The organism is Saccharothrix sp. AJ9571, from assembly GCF_021725495.1.
GTDB lineage: Bacteria > Actinomycetota > Actinomycetes > Mycobacteriales > Pseudonocardiaceae > Amycolatopsis > Amycolatopsis magusensis.
This window is the reverse complement of sequence record NZ_CP091382.1, coordinates 4,354,899-4,373,205: the sequence shown is the minus strand read 5'-3', so window position 1 is coordinate 4,373,205 and position 18,307 is coordinate 4,354,899. Positions and strand designations below refer to the sequence as shown.

At 71.1% G+C, this 18,307-nt stretch carries 14 protein-coding genes; 7 read left to right on the top strand and 7 right to left on the bottom strand.

Going from position 1 to position 18,307, the window contains the following annotated elements:
* On the bottom strand, window positions 1-1,623 hold the full coding sequence (locus L3Q67_RS20080; RefSeq protein WP_499190935.1) for an acyl-CoA synthetase: 1,623 nt from the start codon (window positions 1,621-1,623) through the stop codon (window positions 1-3).
* Between the two features lie 132 nt (window positions 1,624-1,755).
* Between L3Q67_RS20080 and L3Q67_RS20075 the strand changes: the two genes are divergently transcribed.
* Window positions 1,756-3,447 (top strand): bifunctional 3'-5' exonuclease/DNA polymerase, encoded by a 1,692-nt coding sequence (locus L3Q67_RS20075; RefSeq protein ID WP_499190934.1) that lies wholly within the window; start codon window positions 1,756-1,758, stop codon window positions 3,445-3,447.
* 311 nt (window positions 3,448-3,758) lie between these two features.
* Here L3Q67_RS20075 and hrpA read toward each other — a convergent pair whose 3' ends face one another.
* Window positions 3,759-7,607, bottom strand: coding sequence for an ATP-dependent RNA helicase (hrpA, locus tag L3Q67_RS20070; protein WP_499191592.1), 3,849 nt, complete (start codon window positions 7,605-7,607; stop codon window positions 3,759-3,761).
* A gap of 145 nt (window positions 7,608-7,752) precedes the next feature.
* On the opposite strand from hrpA, the gene L3Q67_RS20065 reads away from it, so the two are divergent.
* Complete coding sequence (locus L3Q67_RS20065; RefSeq protein ID WP_499190933.1) at window positions 7,753-8,409, top strand: hypothetical protein; 657 nt, start codon at window positions 7,753-7,755, stop codon at window positions 8,407-8,409.
* Here L3Q67_RS20065 and L3Q67_RS20060 read toward each other — a convergent pair.
* The 3 genes from L3Q67_RS20060 to L3Q67_RS20050 form a co-directional block, all read right to left on the bottom strand.
* A complete protein-coding gene (locus L3Q67_RS20060; protein ID WP_499190932.1) occupies window positions 8,356-9,516 on the bottom strand; it encodes a lactate 2-monooxygenase in 1,161 nt (386 codons plus the stop codon). The two genes, L3Q67_RS20065 and L3Q67_RS20060, sit on opposite strands and share 54 nt — an antisense overlap.
* Window positions 9,513-10,694 (bottom strand): cation:proton antiporter, encoded by a 1,182-nt coding sequence (locus L3Q67_RS20055; protein ID WP_499190931.1) that lies wholly within the window; start codon window positions 10,692-10,694, stop codon window positions 9,513-9,515. Before L3Q67_RS20055 ends, L3Q67_RS20060 begins: the two co-directional genes overlap by 4 nt.
* 83 nt (window positions 10,695-10,777) lie before the next feature.
* Window positions 10,778-11,110, bottom strand: coding sequence for a hypothetical protein (locus L3Q67_RS20050; protein ID WP_499190930.1), 333 nt, complete (start codon window positions 11,108-11,110; stop codon window positions 10,778-10,780).
* A gap of 130 nt (window positions 11,111-11,240) precedes the next feature.
* Between L3Q67_RS20050 and L3Q67_RS20045 the strand changes: the two genes are divergently transcribed.
* Complete coding sequence (locus L3Q67_RS20045; protein ID WP_499190929.1) at window positions 11,241-12,464, top strand: multidrug effflux MFS transporter; 1,224 nt, start codon at window positions 11,241-11,243, stop codon at window positions 12,462-12,464.
* On the opposite strand, the gene L3Q67_RS20040 is transcribed toward L3Q67_RS20045, so the two are convergent.
* Window positions 12,442-13,095 (bottom strand): NAD(P)-dependent oxidoreductase, encoded by a 654-nt coding sequence (locus tag L3Q67_RS20040; RefSeq protein ID WP_499190928.1) that lies wholly within the window; start codon window positions 13,093-13,095, stop codon window positions 12,442-12,444. The two genes, L3Q67_RS20045 and L3Q67_RS20040, sit on opposite strands and share 23 nt — an antisense overlap.
* A gap of 74 nt (window positions 13,096-13,169) precedes the next feature.
* On the opposite strand from L3Q67_RS20040, the gene L3Q67_RS20035 reads away from it, so the two are divergent.
* Window positions 13,170-13,865, top strand: coding sequence for a TetR/AcrR family transcriptional regulator (locus tag L3Q67_RS20035; RefSeq protein ID WP_499190927.1), 696 nt, complete (start codon window positions 13,170-13,172; stop codon window positions 13,863-13,865).
* Here L3Q67_RS20035 and L3Q67_RS20030 read toward each other — a convergent pair.
* Window positions 13,862-15,076 (bottom strand): NAD(P)/FAD-dependent oxidoreductase, encoded by a 1,215-nt coding sequence (locus L3Q67_RS20030; RefSeq protein ID WP_499190926.1) that lies wholly within the window; start codon window positions 15,074-15,076, stop codon window positions 13,862-13,864. The two genes, L3Q67_RS20035 and L3Q67_RS20030, sit on opposite strands and share 4 nt — an antisense overlap.
* 147 nt (window positions 15,077-15,223) lie before the next feature.
* On the opposite strand from L3Q67_RS20030, the gene L3Q67_RS20025 reads away from it, so the two are divergent.
* The 3 genes from L3Q67_RS20025 (at window position 15,224) to L3Q67_RS20015 (ending at window position 18,303) form a co-directional block, all read left to right on the top strand.
* Complete coding sequence (locus L3Q67_RS20025; RefSeq protein WP_499191591.1) at window positions 15,224-15,427, top strand: hypothetical protein; 204 nt, start codon at window positions 15,224-15,226, stop codon at window positions 15,425-15,427.
* 84 nt (window positions 15,428-15,511) lie between these two features.
* Complete coding sequence (locus L3Q67_RS20020) at window positions 15,512-17,479, top strand: SDR family oxidoreductase (RefSeq protein ID WP_499190925.1); 1,968 nt, start codon at window positions 15,512-15,514, stop codon at window positions 17,477-17,479.
* Between the two features lie 14 nt (window positions 17,480-17,493).
* On the top strand, window positions 17,494-18,303 hold the full coding sequence (locus L3Q67_RS20015; RefSeq protein WP_499190924.1) for an ABC transporter ATP-binding protein: 810 nt from the start codon (window positions 17,494-17,496) through the stop codon (window positions 18,301-18,303).
* The last annotated feature ends 4 nt before the right edge of the window (window positions 18,304-18,307 follow it).

The following is an 18,307-nucleotide window of genomic DNA, read 5'->3' as shown; positions in this document are numbered from 1 at the left end:
CTATTTCAGCTCTGAACGAAGGACTTTGCCGGTCGCGTTGCGCGGCAGCTCCGGCAGGAACTCCACCTCGCGCGGCACCTTGTACCGCGCCAGATTCGCCTTCACGTACGCCCGGATCTCCTCTTCGCCCAGGTCGGCGCCCTCGGCGGGGACCACGAACGCTTTCAGGCGCTGGCCGAACTCCTCATCGGCTACCCCGATGACGGCGACTTCAATCACGTCCTCGCGTTCGACGAGCAGGTTTTCCACTTCGATCGGGAAGACGTTCTCACCACCTGAGACGATCATCTCGTCATCGCGGCCGTCGATGAAGAGCAGGCCGTTTTCGTCGAAATGCCCGACATCACCGCTGGACAGCAGGCCGTCGATGAGTTCTTTGTGCCTGCCGTCGGTGTACCCGGTGAAACTGAGCCCGCTGCCGACGAACACGCGGCCGGTCACGCCCGGCTCGGTGATCCGCTTGCCGTGCTCGTCGTAGAGCACCACCTTGCAGCCGACCGGCGCCCTGCCGACCGTGCCCGGCGCCTTCCGCCAGTCCTCCGGGGTGGCCACGGTGGCCACGGCGACCTCGGTGGAGCCGTAGAGGTTGTGCACCACGTCCCCGAACAGCTTGGTCGCCCGGTTGCCGAGGTCCGGCGAGAGCGCCGAACCGGCGACGAAGATGATCCGCAGCGCCGAGGTGTCGTACTTGCCGATCACCTCGGGGCCGAGGTCGACGATCCGCTGGAGCATGGTCGGCACCACCACCAGCGCGGTGCAGCGGTGCTCGGCGACACCGCGCAGCGTGGCCTCCGGGTCGAACTTGCGGCGGAGCACCACCTTGGAGCCCAGTGCGAAGGAGAGGATGGACTGCGAGAGGCCGGTGGCGTGGAACATCGGCGCGGCCAGGAACGTGCTCTCCCCCACCCGCAGCGGGATGCGGTCGAGCAGCTGCGCCGAGTCGAGCCCGGAGACGCTCGGCCGGGGCGCGCCCTTCGGCGTGCCGGTGGTGCCGCTGGTCAGCAGCACGAAACCGCCGGGCTTGGCCGGAGTGGGCAGCGGGCGGTCGTCGGTGCCGGCGATCAGCTCGTCGAGCACCGGCACGTCCTGGCGGCGGCTGCCCTGCTCGGTCCAGGCCAGGTAGCGATCACCTTCGATGCCGTCGAGCAGCTCGGTGAACTCCTCGTCGTAGACCAGGGCCTTGACCTGCTCGCGCTTGGCGACGTCGGTCAGCTGCGGTTTGGCGAAGCCGGTGTTCATCAGGAGCAGGCGGGCGCCGAGCTTGCCGGTGGCGAGCGTGGCGAGTACCAGGCCGCGGTGGTCGCGGCACAGCGCGGCGACCATGGTGCCGACGCCGATGCCGCGGTCGGCCCAGGCCCTGGCGAGCGCGTTCGACCGGTCGTCGAGCTGCTTGAAGGTGAGCGGCCCGAGTTCGTCGACCAGGCCGACGGCCTGAGGGTCGCGGCGGGCCGAGATGTGGTTGGCCCCGGCGAACGGGCCGAACTTGCGCACGGCGACCAGTGACCGCAGGCCCTCGTCGAGTCTGGGGAAGGGGACGAGCCCGGCCTGCCAGAGCACCCCGACGCTGCGCGCCGTGTCCGTCACCTTGGTGACCAGCTCGGAAACAGTGGTCGGGTATCTCATCCGGGCACCTCCGTTGCTGCAGCGGCCGAGATTTGCCATACCGACGGTATGCGCAGTTCGACAGTATTCGGCTCGCCGCGTCCTTGTCGAGAGGACCGGTTTCTGTCGGTGGTGAGGCGCACAATCTGGGGCGTGCACATGTTCGTGGCGGATGAAGGAGAGGAGCGGTACTCCCTGCGTGAACGCGGATCGGCGCACGGGGTCGAGGTGGACGCGGCCGAGCTGGCCAAGCGCGTGGCCGAGCTGGAGGAGCAGCGGGGGCCGCGCTGGGTGTTCCCGGCGGCGGACCAGGTGTACCCGGTGCTGCTGCGGGCCGGGGTGCGGATCGCGCGGGGGCACGACCTGTCGCTGGTCGAGGGGTTGCTGCTGGCGGCTGAGGGCCGGTCGGGCGAGCCGAAGGCGCTGGCCGGGGCGTGGGCGCGGCTGCGGGGGCTGGAGCCGCCGCCCGATCCCCCGCCGCCGCACGAGTCGGCGCAGGCGGCGCTGTTCGACCCGCGCGGGTCCGGGTTGCCCGCGGGCACACGGGCGACCGATGCGGCGGAGGCGGTGCTGGACGCCCAGGAGCGCCGGATCGCCGCGACCCCGCACCCGGAGCGGTTCCGGCTGCTCACCGCGGCCGAGTCCGCGAGCGGGCTGGCCGCCGCCGAGATGGCCTACGACGGGCTGCCGTGGCGTGCCGACGTGCACGACGAGCTGCTCACCGAATTGCTCGGCCCGCGGGTCCCGGCCGGGCAGCGGCCGCGGCGGCTGGTCGAGCTGGCGGAGGAGATCAGCGCGGCCTTCGGCGGGCGGCCGGTCAACCCGGACCACCCGCCGGGCGTGGTGAAGGCGTTCGCGCACGCGGGCATCGAGGTGCCTTCGGCGCGGGCGCACGTGCTGCGGCGGATCGAGCACCCGGCGGTGGCGCCGCTGCTGGAGTACAAGGAGCTGGCGCGGTTGCATTCGGCCACCGGGTGGGCGTGGCTGGACACCTGGGTGCGCGGGCACCGGTTCCGGCCGATCTGGGTGGTCGGCGGCGTGGTGTCCGGACGGTGGGCCAGCGGCGGCGGGGCGGCGCTGCAGATCCCGAAGACGCTGCGGGTGTGCGTGCGGGCGGATCCGGGCTGGAAACTGGTGGTCGCCGATGCCGCGCAGCTCGAACCGCGGGTGCTCACCGCGTTGTCCGGGGACAGGCAGCTCGCCGAGGTCTCCGGCGCGACGGACCTGTACACCAGCCTGGCCGAAGCCATGTTCGCCGGTGGGCGGACCGTGCCGGGCCCGCGCAGCAAGGACCTGGACGACCGGGGCCGCGCGAAGATCGCCATGCTCTCGGCCATGTACGGCGGCACCTCGGGCGAGGCGGGTCCGCTGCTGGCCCTGCTGCGCCAGCGTTTCCCGGCTGCTGTGTCCTATGTGGAGCATGCGGCCGTGGCGGGTGAACGCGGGGAACGCGTGGTCTCGCGGCTGGGGCGCACCTCGCCTGCCCCGTCCGCCGCCTGGCGCGCGCTCACCGGCGATGCCTCCGGTTCGGCGGACGACCGCGCCCTGCGCGCCGCCCGCGACTGGGGCCGGTTCACGCGGAACTTCGTCGTCCAAGCGAGCGCGGCGGACTGGACGGCGGTGCTCATCGCGACCCTGCGCCTGAGCCTGCCCGCCCCCGCGCACCTGGTCTTCTTCCAGCACGACGAGGTCATCGTGCACGCCCCGGCCGGATTGGCCGCCGAAGTAGAAGCCCGCATCACCGCGGCCGTCGAAGAAACCTCCGCCCTCGTATTCGGCCCCTCCTGTCCCGTCCGCTTCCCCCTCCACATCGCCACCGTCGACTCCTACGCCGACGCCAAATAACCCCACCCCGAACCCCACACCCACGCACCCGAACCCGACGTTCAGGCACCCGAGTCCCACGTTCGCGCACCCGAACCCCACACTCACGCAGCCGAGTTCCACGTTGGAGCACCCGGGTTCCACACTGGGGCGCTACCGCGAATGTCGAACTCGACAGCCCGAACGCGGACCTCGGTTGCCCGAACGTGGGGTTCGGCTGTCTGAACGTGGGGTTCGGCTGCCTGAACGTGGGGTTCGGCTGCCTGAGTGTGGAGTTCGGGTGTTTGAACGTGGGGCTTGGGGGGTGGGGACGTTGGCGGAGGGGCGGTTGTCTAGTTGGCGGGGACGGCGGCGTCGTCCATCGCGCGCAGCACCCGCTTCACCGATACCGGGTACGCGGTGCGCAGCGTCTGGGCGAAGAAGCTGACCCGGAGTTCCTCGATCATCCAGCGCACGTCCCGCAACGCGGCCGAGGACGTACCGCGTGGTTGCGCGTTCACCAGGGACTGGTACTCGTCCCGCAGCCAGTGGACCTCGCGCAGCCGCTCCACGTCACGCGCCGGGTCGCCGGGCAGCTTGTCCAGCCGCCGCTCGATCGCCCGCAGGTAACGCACCAGGTCCGGCAGCCGCGCCGAGCCGGTGGCCGTGACGAACCCGGAGAACACCAGCCCGTCGAGCTGCGAGCGGATGTCGGCCAGCGACTCCGCCAGCGCCGGTCCGCGCACCTCGGCCAGCCGCGTCTCCACGTCGATCGCCGCCCGCAGCACCTGCTCCACGTCGGCGAGCACGCGCACCACCGTCGCGTTCAGCCCGGTCCGCACCCGTTGCAGCAGCACGGCGAACCCGGCCTCGTCCCAGGTCGGCCCGCCGCCGGCGGCCATCAGCTCGTCGAGCGCGCAGTTGACGCAGTCCTCCAGCAACGCCGCGACGCTGCCGTGCGGGTTCCGGTTGAGCACCAGCTTCGCCTGGTTGCCCAGGTTCCGGTTGATGAACTTCATCGGCGACGGCACGTTGAGCCGCAACAGCTTCCGCGTGCCCAGCCACATCGAGTGCGCCTGCTCGGCGGGTGTCTCGAGCATGCGGACCGCGACCGTCTCGCCCTCGTCCACCAGCGCCGGGTACGCCTTGACCTCGAGCCCGCGCTGCTTGCGCTCGAACACCTTCGGCACCTCGCCGAACGCGGGTGAGCTGAGCCCGGCGCGTTCCACGTTGTCCGCGGCCTTCGAGATCGACGCCCGCAGCTCACCGGTCAGCCGCTGCCGCAGGGCTTCGAGGTCCTTGCCCTCGGCCAGCTTCTTCTTGCCGTCGACCACGCGGAAGGTGACCTTCAGGTGCTCGGGCACGGTGCCGAGCTGCCACGACTCCGGCGGGATCGAGACCCCGCGCAACGACTCCAGTTCGTCGGCCAGCACGTCGAGCAGCGGGCCGTCGGCGGGCGACACCCGGGAAAGCGCCAGCTTCGCGTGGTCCGGCGCGGGGACGAAGTTGCGGCGGATCGGCTTCGGCAGCGACTTGATCAACGCGGTGACCAGTTCCTCGCGCAGCCCCGGCACCTGCCAGTCGAACCCGTCCGAGGTGACCTGGTTCAGCACCGGCAACGGGATGTGCGCGGTCACGCCGTCGGCGTCGGCACCGGGCTCGAACTGGTAGGTCAGCTTGAGCGAGATGCCTTCGGGTGTGGTCCAGGTGTCCGGGTAGTCGGCCGCGCTGACGTCCCCGGCCTTGGCGTTGATCAGCATCGACTTCTCGAAGCTGAGCAGGTCGGGCTGCTCGCGCCGGGTCTTCTTCCACCAGGTGTCGAAGTGCCGGGCGGAGACCACTTCGGCGCCGAGCCGCTGGTCGTAGAACTCGAACAGGGTCTGGTCGTCGACCAGGATGTCGCGGCGGCGAGCGCGGTGCTCCAGGTCCTCGACCTCGGCCAGCAGCGCGCGGTTCTCGTGGAAGAACTTGTGGCTGGTCTGCCAGTCGCCCTCGACCAGCGCGTTGCGGATGAACAGGTCGCGGGAGAGTTCGGGATCGATGCGCCCGTAGTTCACCCGGCGGTCGGCCACCAGCGGCACGCCGAAGAGCGTGACCTTCTCCAGCGCCATCACCGCGCCCTGCTTGCGCTCCCAGTGCGGTTCGGAGTAGCTGCGCTTGACCACGTGCGCGGCCAGCGGCTCCACCCAGTCCGGCTCGATCCGCGCGTTGACCCGGCCCCACAGGCGCGAGGTCTCCACCAGCTCGGCGGACATCACCAGGCGCGGCTGCTTCTTGAACAACGCCGAGCCCGGGAAGATCGAGAACCGCGCGCCGCGGGCACCCAGGTAGTCGCCCTTGGCCGGGTCCTTGAGGCCGATGTGCGACAGCAGCCCGGAGATCAGCGCGGTGTGCACCTGCTGCGGGTCGGCGTCGGTGGTGTTCGGGATGACGCCGAGCTGCTTGGTCAGCCGCCGCAGCTGGCTGTGCACGTCCTGCCACTCCCGCACGCGCAGGTAGTTCAGGAACTCCGCCTTGCACAGCTTGCGGAACTGGTTGCCGGACAGCTCCCGCTGCTGCTCGTGCAGGTACTGCCACAGGTTCAGGTACGCCAGGAAGTCCGAGGTCTTGTCGGTGAACCGGGCGTGCTTCTCCCCCGCCGCCTGCTGCTTGTCCGCCGGTCGCTCGCGCGGGTCCTGGATGGACAGCGCGGAGGCGATCACCAGCACCTCGCGCACGCAGCCCGCCTTCTCCGCCTCCAGCACCATGCGGCCCAGTCGCGGGTCCACCGGCAGCTGGGCGAGCTTGCGGCCGACGTCGGTGAGCCGGTCCTTGATCTCCTTGGCCGAGGCGTCGAAGGCGCCGAGTTCCTGCAGCAGGTTCACCCCGTCGGCGACCTGGCGGCGGTCCGGCGGTTCGACGAACGGGAAGGCGGCGATGTCACCGAGGCCGAGCGAGGTCATCTGCAGGATGACCGACGCGAGGTTGGTGCGCAGGATCTCCGGATCGGTGAACTCCGGCCGGGCGAGGAAGTCGTCCTCGGAGTACAGCCGGATGCAGATGCCGTCCGAGGTACGGCCGCAGCGGCCCTTGCGCTGGTTCGCCGAAGCCTGCGAGACCGCCTCGATGGGCAGCCGCTGCACCTTGGTGCGGTGGCTGTAGCGGGAGATGCGCGCGGTGCCCGGGTCCACCACGTACTTGATGCCGGGCACGGTCAGCGAGGTCTCGGCGACGTTGGTGGCCAGGACCACCCGGCGCCCGGTGTGCCGCTGGAACACCCGGTGCTGCTCGGCGGAGGACAACCGCGCGTAGAGCGGCAGGATCTCCAAACCGCGCAGATCCTGTTTGGACAGCGCGTCGGCGGTGTCGCGGATCTCCCGCTCGCCGGAGAGGAACACCAGGATGTCGCCGGGTCCTTCGGCGGACAGTTCGGCGACCGCGTCGGAGATCGCGGAGATCTGGTCGCGGTCAGCGTCGGCGTCGGGATCCTCCGGGTCGAGGACCGGGCGGTACCGCACCTCGACGGGATAGGTGCGGCCGGAGACTTCGACGATCGGCGCGTCGTCGAAGTGCCGCGAGAAGCGCTCCGGGTCGATGGTCGCGGAGGTGATGATCACCTTGAGGTCGGGACGGCGCGGCAGCAGCTGCTTGAGGTAGCCGAGGATGAAGTCGATGTTGAGGCTGCGCTCGTGCGCCTCGTCGATGATCAGCGTGTCGTACTGCCGGAGCATCCGGTCGCCCTGGATCTCGGCCAGCAGGATGCCGTCGGTCATCAGCTTGACCAGTGTGTTCTCGTCGCCCTGGTCGGTGAACCGCACCTTGTAGCCGACCGCTTCGCCGACCTGGGAGGACAGCTCGTCGGCGATGCGCTCGGCCACCGTGCGCGCGGCGAGGCGCCGCGGCTGGGTGTGCCCGATCTGGCCGAGCACGCCGCGGCCGAGTTCCAGGCAGATCTTCGGCAGCTGCGTGGTCTTGCCCGAGCCGGTCTCCCCCGCCACGATCACCACCTGGTGGTCGCGGATGGCGGCGGCGATGTCGTCCTTGCGCTGGCTGACCGGCAGCTCGGGCGGGTACTTGACCGCGGGCACGGCGGCCCGCCGGTTCGCCACGCGCCGTTCGGCGGCCTCGATGTCCGCCTCGATCCGGGCGGCGACCGCCTCGGCGTCCCGCGACTTCCGGGCGCCCTCCAGCCGCCGTCGCAGCCGGGACCGGTCGCGCGGCATCAATTCCGGCAGGCGGGACCGGAGGCCATCGAGGGAGGATTTCGCAGACATACAGCGTCGAGAATACCGCTGCGTGATCGCCGGGGCCGCTCAATTACCGCGTCGCGTGACCGACGGCACCCCGGACGCAATACTCTTGTCCGTCGTGACCGGTGAAACGCTTCCCCGCCGGCTGCCCGGCCTGATCGCCGTGGTGGCCGGATTGGTGCTGGCCGCGACCGCTTCTGCGGGCCCGTGGGTGACCGCGGAGCTGAGCAGGCAGAACGCCCCGGGGGTCACTTCGAAGATCGAGGGCGCGATCGAGCTGAGCTGGGGGCTCAAGGGATTGCCCGAGGTCACCGAAGTGGCCGGGCCCAGCGCGGCGAACGCGGACGCGGCGTCGCTGGCCTCGGTCTACCAGAGCGCGATCGAGCGCCAGCCCGCGCCGGAACTCGACTCGGGGCCCGGGTTCATCCTCGACTCCCTGCTCACCATGCTCGGCTTCACCGCGGCCGGGATCGGCGCCTTCCGGGTGTTCGGCGCGGGCAGCCGCGCGCTCTACCGCGGGGTGGCGGCGGTCGGTGCGGCGGGCGTGGTGACCAGCGTGGTGCTCGGCGACATGGCCGTCTCCTCGCTCTACTGGTACCTGGTCGCCCTGCCGACCGGGGTGTGGCCAGCCACCACCTACCACACCGATATCGCCTGTGTGGTGGCGATATCGGCGGGGGTGGTGCTGTGCGTGGCGGGCTGGCTGGGTGCCCGGCGCCCGCTAGACCCTCGCCAGCACGTCGGCGCTGAGCGCGGCGACGTCGGCGTTGCCTGACAAACCCATGGTCATGTCGAAGTCGGCGAGCAGCCCGCGCAGCACGTGCCGGACGCCGTCCTCGCCGGCGTGCGCCAGGCCGTAGACGTACGGACGGCCGAGCAGCACCGCCTTCGCGCCCAGCGCCAGCGCCTTGACCACGTCGGAGCCGGTGCGCACGCCCGAATCGAACAGCACGTCGATCCGGTCGCCGACCGCGGCGGCGATGCCCGGCAGCGCGTCCAGCGAAGCGATCGCGCCGTCGACCTGGCGGCCGCCGTGGTTGGACACCACGACGCCGTCCATGCCCGCGTCCACCGCCTTGCGCGCGTCGTCGGCGTGCTGGATGCCCTTGAGCACGATCGGGCCGTCCCAGTGCTCACGCAGGAAGGTCAACTGCTCCCAGGTGCGGTCGCTGCCGGTGACCAGGGAGATCCAGCGCAGGATGGCCGAGGGCGGGTCCTCCTCCGGCGTCTTCTCCAGCAGCGCGCGGAAGGCCGGGTCGGAGAACGGCACCGCCATGCCCTCGCCGTTGAGGAAGGGCAGGTAGGCCTGGTCGAGGTCGGCCGGGCGCCAGGCCAGCGTCCAGGTGTCCAGCGTGACCACGAGTACCGAGTAGCCGGCCTTCTTCGCCCTGGCCAGGATGCTGGCGCAGACGTCGGGATCACCGGGCCAGTAGAGCTGGAACCAGCGTGGCCCGGCCCCGTTCGCCGCGGCCACCTCCTCGATCGAAGTGGACGATGCGGTGGACAGGATCATCGGCAGGCCCAGCGAAGCGGCGGCCCGCGCGGTGGCCAGTTCCGCGTCGGGGTGCACGATCGACTGCACGCCGACCGGGGCCAGCGCCACCGGCGCCGGCAGTTCGGTGCCCAGCACCGAAACCGACAGCTTCCGGTCGGTGGCGCCGGTCAGCATGCGCGGCACGATGCGCCAGCGGTCGAACGCCTCGCGGTTGGCGCGCACGGTCGCCGCGGACCCCGCGCCCCCGGCGACGTAGGCGTAGGGCCCGGGGTCGAGCAGGTTCGCCGCCGACTCCTCCAGCTTGGTCGGGTCGGTGGAGAACAGCGGCTTCGCGCCACCGAGCCCCTGCAGGTAGATCTCGTTCTGGTAGCCGCCGAACCGGGTCATCGCTGCCTCCTCGTCCTCGCTGGCAGCAGCCTACGGGTGAGCCATTCGGAGCGGATCACCGCGAGCGGCCCGATGATCGCCAGCAGCAGCACGTACCCGGCGATGAACGGGGCGACCCTGGCGTCCAGCCCGGCCGCGGTGGCCATGGTGGCCAGCACCAGGGAGAACTCGCCGCGGGTGAGCACGGTCAAGCCGACGTTGACGCCCTGCTGCCGGTCGAAGGAGTGCAGCTTCGCGGCGAAGGCACCGGCGGCCAGGTTCAGCACCACGGTCAGCGCGACCGCGATGAGCACCGGGACCACCACCGTGCCGACCGCGCCGGGGTCGATGCTGAGGCCGAAGATGAAGAAGAACAACGCGCCGAACGCGTCCCGCAGCGGCAGGACCAGCTTGTGGATGCGCGGGGCCACCTTCGACCCCCCGAGCATCATGCCGACCATGAACGCGCCGATCGCGTCGGACACGCCGACCTCCTCGGCCAGCGCGGCACCCAGCACGGCGACGCCGACGAAGCAGACGGTGAGCAGTTCGTCGTCCGCGGAGCCGAAGAGCTTCGAGATCACGCGCCCGCCCCAGCGCGCGAGGGCGGCGAGCACGAGCAGGAAGGCGAAGGCCTTGCCGAAGTCGGCGAGCGCGGCGAGGAAGTCGTCGGCGCCGCTGAGAACCGGCTGCAAAAGGGCGAGGTAGAGCGCGAGGAAGATGTCCTCGATCACGATGATGCCCATGGTCAGCCGGGATTCCGGGTTGTTCATCCGGCGGGTTTCCAGCAGCAGTTTGGTGACGATGGCCGAGGACGAGATGCCGATCGCCCCGGCGATCACCAGCGCTTCCCTGGTGCCCCAGCCGAGCGCGAAGCCGAAGGCGAGCCCGCCGCCGATGTTGAGCACCAGGTAGCCGATCCCGGCGCCGACCAGTTTCCGGCCGCCGGCCAGCAGGTCGTCGAGCGAGAACTCCAGGCCGAGGTAGAACAGCAGGAACACCAGCCCGAGCCCGGCGAGCACACTGAGCTCGCCTGGATCGTCCACAAGGGACAGACCGGGGGTGTTGGGGCCGAAGAGGAAACCGGCCAGCATGAACAGCGGGATGGTGGGCAGCCCGATCCGGGCGCCGAGGCGGGCGAGCACACCGGCGGCGAGGAAGGCACCGCCGACGGCGAGCAGGGCATGACCGGTGGCCATGAGGGAACTCCTTTGGTGCGCAGCAGGGAGCACCACGTCGCCGGGGTTTCCGGCGACGGGTGCGGTTTCGAGAGGGGAACCTGCTAGCGCACAGGTGGGGCGCGGGCGCCCGCCGGATCACCGGGGTGGCCGGGATCGGCGTGCGGCGGCGCGACGTGCTCGGTGCGGTGCTCGACCAGGGCCGGCGCGGCCGTGGCTTCCGGTGGCAGCACGGCTATCTGGGTGATTGTCGGCGCGGGCGCGGTCCGGGTGGTGAGTGGTTCCGGCAGGGGTTCCGCGGCGAGCGAGCCGACGTGGTGGGGCTCGTGCACGACCGGTGTCCCGGTGGGCGCCGCGGCGATCCACAACTGCAGGACCAGCAGCGACAGGACGAGGATGGACCGGTGGCGCGTGCGGAACGCGTCGCTTCGGCCCATGCTTCCCTTCGGTCGGATGCACTACAAGCGTACCGGTCTCCCGGCTCAGTGCGGTGCCTCACAGCCCGGAATATTTAGTGGCGCTATGCAAGTTCACGGGGGAAGGTGTGTTCGACGAGCGGGGAGCGTGATGAGTACTACCGAACAGGTCCAGGCGGTCGAGGGCGTGCGCCCGAGCAAACAGCGGAGCCTCACGCGGTACGTGCTCATCCTCGGCGGGCTGTCCGCGTTCGGCCCGCTGTCGATCGACATGTACCTGCCCGCGCTGCCGGTGATGACCAGCGAGCTGCGCACCTCGGACGCGATGCTGCAGCTGACGCTCAGCTCGTTCATCGTCGGGCTGGCGATCGGGCAGATCGTGATCGGCCCGCTGTCCGACGCGGTCGGCCGCCGCAAACCGCTCATCGCCGGGCTGGCGATCTACGTGATGGCGTCGGTGCTCTGCGCGCTCAGCCCGACCGCGGAGCTGCTGATCGCCTCGCGCACGCTCCAGGCGATCGGCGCGGCGGCGGGCATCGTGATCGCCAGGGCGACCGTGCGCGACCTGTTCTCCGGTATCGCGATGACGCGGTTCTTCTCGATGCTGATGCTGGTCAACGGCCTCGCACCGATCCTGGCGCCGATCGTCGGCGGCCAGGTCCTCAACTTCACCTCGTGGCGCGGCGTCTTCGTGGTGCTGACCGTGTTCGGCGCGCTCCTGCTGATCGTCGCCGCGATCGCGCTGCCCGAACCGCTGGCGGTGGAGCACCGGCGCCCGGCGAAGTTCAAGCCGGTCATGCGGACCTACGGCAGCCTGCTGCGCGACCGGAACTTCGTCGGCTACGCCCTCGCGTCCGGCCTGCTGTTCGGCGCGGTGTTCGCCTACATCGCCGGTTCCTCGTTCGCGCTGCAGGACGTCTACGCGCTGAGCCCGCAGCAGTACAGCCTGGTGTTCGGCCTGAACGGCATCGGCATCGTGGCGCTGGGCCAGGTCAACGGCCGGATCGTCGGCCGGTTCAGCGAGCGCGCATTGCTGCGCACCGGCCTCGTCCTGGCCACCCTCGGCGCGCTGGGCGTGCTGCTGGCGACCTCGCTGCACCTGCCGCTGGCGTTCCTGCTGCCGCCGCTGTTCCTGCTGGTGTCCAGCATCGGCCTGATCATGCCGAACGCGACCTCGCTGGCGATGGCCGAGCACCCGCGCACCGCCGGTTCGGCGTCGGCGCTGCTCGGCGTGCTGCAGTTCATGGTCGGCGGGCTCGCCACCCCGCTGGTCGGCCTCGGCGGTCAGGGCTCCGCCGTGCCGATGGCGGTGGTGATGACCGGCTTCACGGTCGCCGCACTGGTCGCCTTCCTCACGCTGCCGAACCGACGGTGAACCGGCGCTGGAGGTGACGCGGCAGCTCGATCTCGTCGAGCACCGCCACCGCCAGGTCCTCCGCGGAGATGTCGGCGGTGACGTCGAGCAGTTGGTCACCGCCGAGCCGGTAGCGCCCGGTGCGCTCCCCCGGCCGGATCAGTCCCGATGACGGGCTGAGGTAGGTCCACTGGCGGTTCGAGAGCCGGTAGCGGTTGAGCGCCTCCCGGTGGGCGAGCACCACTTCCACGTATTCGGCGGGCATGCCGAGTTGCGCGGGCAGACTCTCGGCGAAGCCGTCGGCGTCGACCAGTTGCAGGCCGGGGCTGACCTCCAGGCTGCCGGCTCCGCCGACGACCACCAGCCGCGTGGCGGGCCGCCGCTCGAGTGCTTTCAGCAGCGCGGTCGCCGCGGCCGGGAAGAGCCGGGCGTTCGCGATGGCCGCCTCGGGGTCGCTGCCCGAATTGATCGCGTTGACCACCACGTCCAAGCCGTCGATGGCGTCGCCGGGGTCGAGGACGTCCGCTCGCCGGTGGCGCGGGTCCGCCGCGGGATTCCGGCTGAAGGCCGTGACCTGGTGGCCGCGTCGGTCCGCCTCGGCGAGGATCCGCTGCCCGATGACGCCGGTGGCGCCGAAGATGCCGATTCTCATATCGCTGTTCACTTTCTGAACGCCGTGTAGTTTCTACACGAGCGACAGTAATGGAACGCTGTAGAGTGTCAAGGGTGGACACCGCGACCCCCAGCAGGCGGGAACGCCTCCGGGCGGAGACCGCCCGCGAGATCAAGACCATCGCGCTGCGGCTGATGGCCGACGGCGGGCCGGACGCGATCTCGCTGCGGGCGATCGCGCGGGAAATGGGCATGACCGCCGGGGCGATCTACGGCTACTACCGGACCAGGGACGACCTGATCACCACGCTGATCCAGGAGCTGTACACCGAACTGGTCGATGCCGTGTACGCCGCCCGCGACCAGGCGGAGGGCCCGGCCGGACGGATCCTGGCGTGGGCCGAGACCTTCCGCGAATGGGCGCTGGCGAACCCGCAGGGCTTCCGCCTGATCTACGGCGATCCGGTGCCGGGGTACCAGCCACCGCCGGGCGGCCCGGCCGCCGAAGCCGCGCACCGCGCGTGTGCCGGCCTGAGCTCCCTCGCCGGCGACGCGTGGCCGACGGCCTCGGCGAAGCCGGCGAAGACCGGCCACGCCTGGAGTGATTTCGACGAAGGCCTGGTCGCCGTCTTCCGGTCCGGCTACCCGGATCTGCCACCGGCCGCGCTCGCGCTCGCGCTGCGGATGTGGGGTCGTATGCACGGGCTGGTGGCCTTGGAGACGTACGGGCACCTGCGCTCGCAAACCTCGGACCCGGCGAAGCTGTTCCGCGCCGAAATGCTCGACCTGCTCGCTTCGCTCGGCCTCTAACCGAACTCGCCGCGGCGCACCTGTTCGTCGGTGACCGTGGCGCCGGTGTCCACGAGGTGTTTGAGCGCGTCGCCGTGTTCCCAGACGTTGACGTTCAACGCCGCGGTGACGCTGTTCTCCCGCATCCAACACGCCACGAACTCACGCTCGGCAAGGCTGCCGGACACGACGAGCCGATCGGTCCCGAGATCGGTGAGACCCCGGTACTCGCAGCCCAGGTCGTACTGGTCGCTGAAGAAGTACGGGGCTCGTCGGTACGACTCGTGGTCGCCCAGCATGTTGCCGGCGGCGTGTTCGCCCTGGTTCTTCGCGTTCGCCCAGTGTTCGATTCGGAGGCGCCGCTCGTATTTCGGGTGGAATTGGGAGGCGATGTCCCCGGCGGCGTAGACGTCCGGCGAGGCCGTGCGCAGCAGGGCGTCCACGCAGACGCCGCCGTCTTCGGCCAGTTCCAGGCCCGCCGCCTGGGCGAGGCCGGCTTCCGGGGCGGCGCCGACCGCGATCAGCACCACGTCCGCCTCCAGCATGGAGCCGTCGGTCAACCGCACGCCGGTGACCGCGCCGTCCTCGCCGACGAAGTCCGCGACCGACGTGCCCAGCCGCCAGTGCACCCCCTGTTCGGCGTGCAGGTCGCGGAACACCGCGCCCACCTCGGCACCGAGCACGCTTTCCAGCGGCGTCGACTCCATGCCGACCACGGTCACTTCGGCGCCGTGCTTGCGTGCGGCCGCGGCTGCCTCCGAGCCGATCCAGCCCGAGCCGACGATCACCACCCGGCCGGCCTTGGCGAACGCGGCCCGCAGCGCGAGGGCGTCGTCGAGGGTGCGCAGGGTGTGGATGCCTGCCAGGTCCGCGCCCCGGACCGGCAGCGAGCGCGGTTTCGAGCCGGTGGCCAACAGCAACCGGTCGTAGGGATGCTCGCCACCACTGGCGTCCAGCACCAGCCGCCCGCCCAGTTCGACGCGGGTGACCCGGGTGCCGAGCCGCAGGGTGATGTCGTGCTCGGTGTAGAAGTTCTGGTCGCGGACCCAGTCCGGCTCCTCCGCGTCCCCGATCAGCAGGCCCTTCGACAACGCGGGCAGTTCGTACGGCCGGTGCGCGTCCGCGCCGAACAGCAGCACCTCACCGCGGTAGCCGCGCTCGCGCAGCGCCGCGGCGGCACCCGCCCCGGCCAGTCCGCCGCCGATGATCACGATTCGCTGGGGTTCGGCCATCGCGCGCTCCTTTGCGGCTCGGCTCGTGCTCGCTACCCGACGGTAGTTCTTTCGGGTTATCCGCGTCACGGCTCCGAATGGCTCCCGTCCCAGCCCCAGGAGGCGAGTGCGATGCGAAATCGGGGAAAAGGAGGACCGGCCGTGGCCATGCGCGATGAATGGTCGGTGAGCTGCCGCGACCTGGCGGGCCGGAAGCGCGATCTGACGGTGTTCGTGAGCAGCGACAAGGTAGTGCTGGTGGCGCCGCCGGGCGAGGCGGCGGTGCTCGGCCCGCTGGACGTCGGGCGGTTGCGGGCGGCCCTGCGGGACGCTGTGGTGACCGTCGCGCAGACGGGTGGCGACTACGATTAGAGCAGCGCGAAGCTCCGTTGAGGGTGGTGGCGGGCAGGCGGGCGGGGTAGCTGAACTTACTCACGAGTAGGTAGAGTCCCGGGAATGACCAGCTACTTCGTCACCGGGGCCACCGGATTCCTGGGTAAGCGCCTGGTCGGGCGCTTGCTGGCGAGGCCCGGCACGGAAACCGTGTACGCGCTCGTGCGGGAGACCTCGCGGGCCCGATTCGCCGCGCTGGCGCGGCGCTGGCCCCACGCCGACCGGCTCGTGCCGGTCACCGGTGACCTGACCGAGCCCGGCCTCGGCGTCGATCCCGAGGCGCTCGGCCGCATCGACCACGTGGTGCACCTCGGCGCGATCTACGACTTCACCGCGACAGAGCAAGCGAACCGCGACGCCAACGTCGACGGCACGCGGCACACGCTGGACTTCGCCCGCGCCACCGGCGCGCGGATGCACCACGTCTCCTCGATCGCCGTCGCCGGCAACCACGCGGGCCTGTTCACCGAGGCCGATTTCGACCTCGGTCAGGGCTTCGAATCGCCCTATCACGCGACGAAGTTCGAGGCGGAGAAGCTGGTCCGCGAAAGCGGGCTTTCGCACACCGTCTACCGGCCGTCCGCGGTCGTCGGCGACTCGCGCACCGGCGAGATGGACAAGATCGACGGGCCGTACTACTTCCTCCCGGCCATCTCCCGGCTGGCCGCGCTCCCCCGGCGGCTGCCGCTGGCCGGGCCGCACCTGGGCGTCACCAACCTGGTGCCGGTCGACTACGTGGTCGCCGCGATGGACCACCTGATGCACCTCGAACTGCCCTCGGGCAGCACCTTCCACCTGGCCTCACCGCGGCCGCAGTCGCTGACCGAGGTGTACAACGCCTTCGCGCGGGCGGCCGGCGGGCCGCGCGTCGCGCTGCACGTGCCGGGCGCCGGCCTGCTGCGCTCCGCCGGTCACCTCGCCGCGACCGGGATCGACCGGCTGCCCGGCGGCCGGTCCGCGCGCCGGGCGGTGCTCGAAGAACTCGGCATCCCGATGGAGGTGCTGCCGCACCTGAGCATGGCGGTCCGGTTCGACACCACGGCGACCACCGCCGCGCTGGCGGGCAGCGGCATCGAACTGCCCACGTTGCACGAATACGCGAAGCCGCTCTACGACTACTGGCTGGCCAACCTCGACCCGGATCGCGCGCGGCGCGGCGAGCGGCTGCGCGGCCGGACGGTGCTGATCACCGGCGCCTCCTCCGGCATCGGGAAGGCGTCCGCGCTGGCCATCGCCGAGCGCGGCGCCAAGGTGCTGCTGGTCGCCCGCCGCGGTGACGAACTCGCACGCGTGCGCGACGAGATCGTGGCCGCCGGTGGCGAAGCCGCCTGCCACCCCTGCGACCTGACCGACGGCGACGCGGTCGACGCGCTGGTCAAGGAGGTGCTCGCCGACCACGGCGGGGTCGACCTGCTGGTGAACAACGCCGGCCGGTCGATCCGGCGGTCGGTGCTGCTGTCCACCGAGCGCTTCCACGACTTCGAACGCACCATGGCGATCAACTACTTCGGCCCGGTGCGGTTGATCCTCGGGCTGCTGCCGTCGATGGCGGCCCGCGGGTTCGGGCACGTGGTGAACGTGACCACGCAGGGCCTGCAGACCGACACCCCGCGGTTCTCCGCGTACCTGGCGTCGAAGGCGGCGCTGGAGGAGTTCGGCCTGGCGGCCGGGCGCGAGACGCTGTCGGACGGCATCACCTTCACCTCGGTGCGCATGCCGCTGGTCCGCACGGACATGATCGCGCCGACCGGCCTGTACCGCACGCTGCCCGCGGCCAGTCCGGAAAGCGCGGCGAAACTGGTGGTCGAGGCGCTGGAGCGGCGGCCGGTGATCCTGAACCGGCCGGAAGGCACGGCGGCGGAACTGGCCACGCGCACGGTTCCCCGGCTGGCCCGTTTCGCCGCGCACCTGGTCTACCGCGTGGTGCCCGAATCGGCGCCGGAAGCCCGGGGTGCCGGGCAGCGCCCGCCACTGGCCGCCGTGGCCGGGGCACTCACCCGCTTGGCTTGGCGCCGGAGTTCCGGCCGGTAGGCTAGCCTAACCTAGTGACCTCGACGATCGCCGCATCGAACCGGCTGCGTTCCGACGCGCTGACCCTGGCCTACGACGGCCGGACCGTGGCCGAGGACCTCGCGGTCGAGATCCCGGACAACTCGTTCACCGTGATCGTCGGGCCGAACGCCTGCGGCAAGACCACGCTGCTGCGCGCGCTGTCCCGGATGATGAAGCCGCGCAAGGGTTCGGTGTACCTGGACGGGCAGGCGATCACCTCGCTGCCCGCCAAGTCCGTCGCGCGCACGCTCGGGCTGCTGCCGCAGAGTTCGATCGCACCGGACGGCATTACCGTGGCCGACCTGGTCGCGCGCGGCCGGTACCCGCACCAGAAGCTGCTGCGGCAGTGGTCGAAGGACGACGCCACGGTGGTCGCCGAGGCGATGGCCGCCACCGGGGTCGACGGGCTGGCCGAGCGCCTGGTCGACGAACTGTCCGGCGGGCAGCGCCAGCGCGTGTGGCTGGCGATGGCGCTGGCGCAGCAGACCGATCTGCTGCTGCTGGACGAGCCGACCACCTTCCTGGACATCGCGCACCAGATGGACATCCTCGACCTGTGCGCGGACCTGCACGCCAAGCAGGGCCGCACGCTGGTCGCGGTGCTGCACGACCTGAACCACGCGGCCCGCTACGCCACGCACATGATCGCCCTGCGCGACGGCCGCGTCGTCGCCTCCGGCACGCCGGACGAGGTGGTCACCGCCACGAACGTGGAGGAGATCTTCGCGCTGCCGTGCTCGGTGATGCCGTGCCCGGAGACCGGCACGCCGCTGGTGATCCCGAAGGCCACCCGCCGGGGCTGAGTAG

Coding starts and splice junctions, on each gene's coding strand:
- L3Q67_RS20080 (WP_499190935.1), bottom strand. CDS start 1,623: ATGAGATACCCGACCACTGTTTCCGAGCTGGTCACCAAGGTGACGGAC.
- hrpA (WP_499191592.1), bottom strand. CDS start 7,607: ATGCCGCGCGACCGGTCCCGGCTGCGACGGCGGCTGGAGGGCGCCCGG.
- L3Q67_RS20060 (WP_499190932.1), bottom strand. CDS start 9,516: ATGACCCGGTTCGGCGGCTACCAGAACGAGATCTACCTGCAGGGGCTC.
- L3Q67_RS20055 (WP_499190931.1), bottom strand. CDS start 10,694: ATGGCCACCGGTCATGCCCTGCTCGCCGTCGGCGGTGCCTTCCTCGCC.
- L3Q67_RS20050 (WP_499190930.1), bottom strand. CDS start 11,110: ATGGGCCGAAGCGACGCGTTCCGCACGCGCCACCGGTCCATCCTCGTC.
- L3Q67_RS20045 (WP_499190929.1), top strand. CDS start 11,241: ATGAGTACTACCGAACAGGTCCAGGCGGTCGAGGGCGTGCGCCCGAGC.
- L3Q67_RS20040 (WP_499190928.1), bottom strand. CDS start 13,095: ATGAGAATCGGCATCTTCGGCGCCACCGGCGTCATCGGGCAGCGGATC.
- L3Q67_RS20030 (WP_499190926.1), bottom strand. CDS start 15,076: ATGGCCGAACCCCAGCGAATCGTGATCATCGGCGGCGGACTGGCCGGG.
- L3Q67_RS20025 (WP_499191591.1), top strand. CDS start 15,224: ATGCGCGATGAATGGTCGGTGAGCTGCCGCGACCTGGCGGGCCGGAAG.
- L3Q67_RS20020 (WP_499190925.1), top strand. CDS start 15,512: ATGACCAGCTACTTCGTCACCGGGGCCACCGGATTCCTGGGTAAGCGC.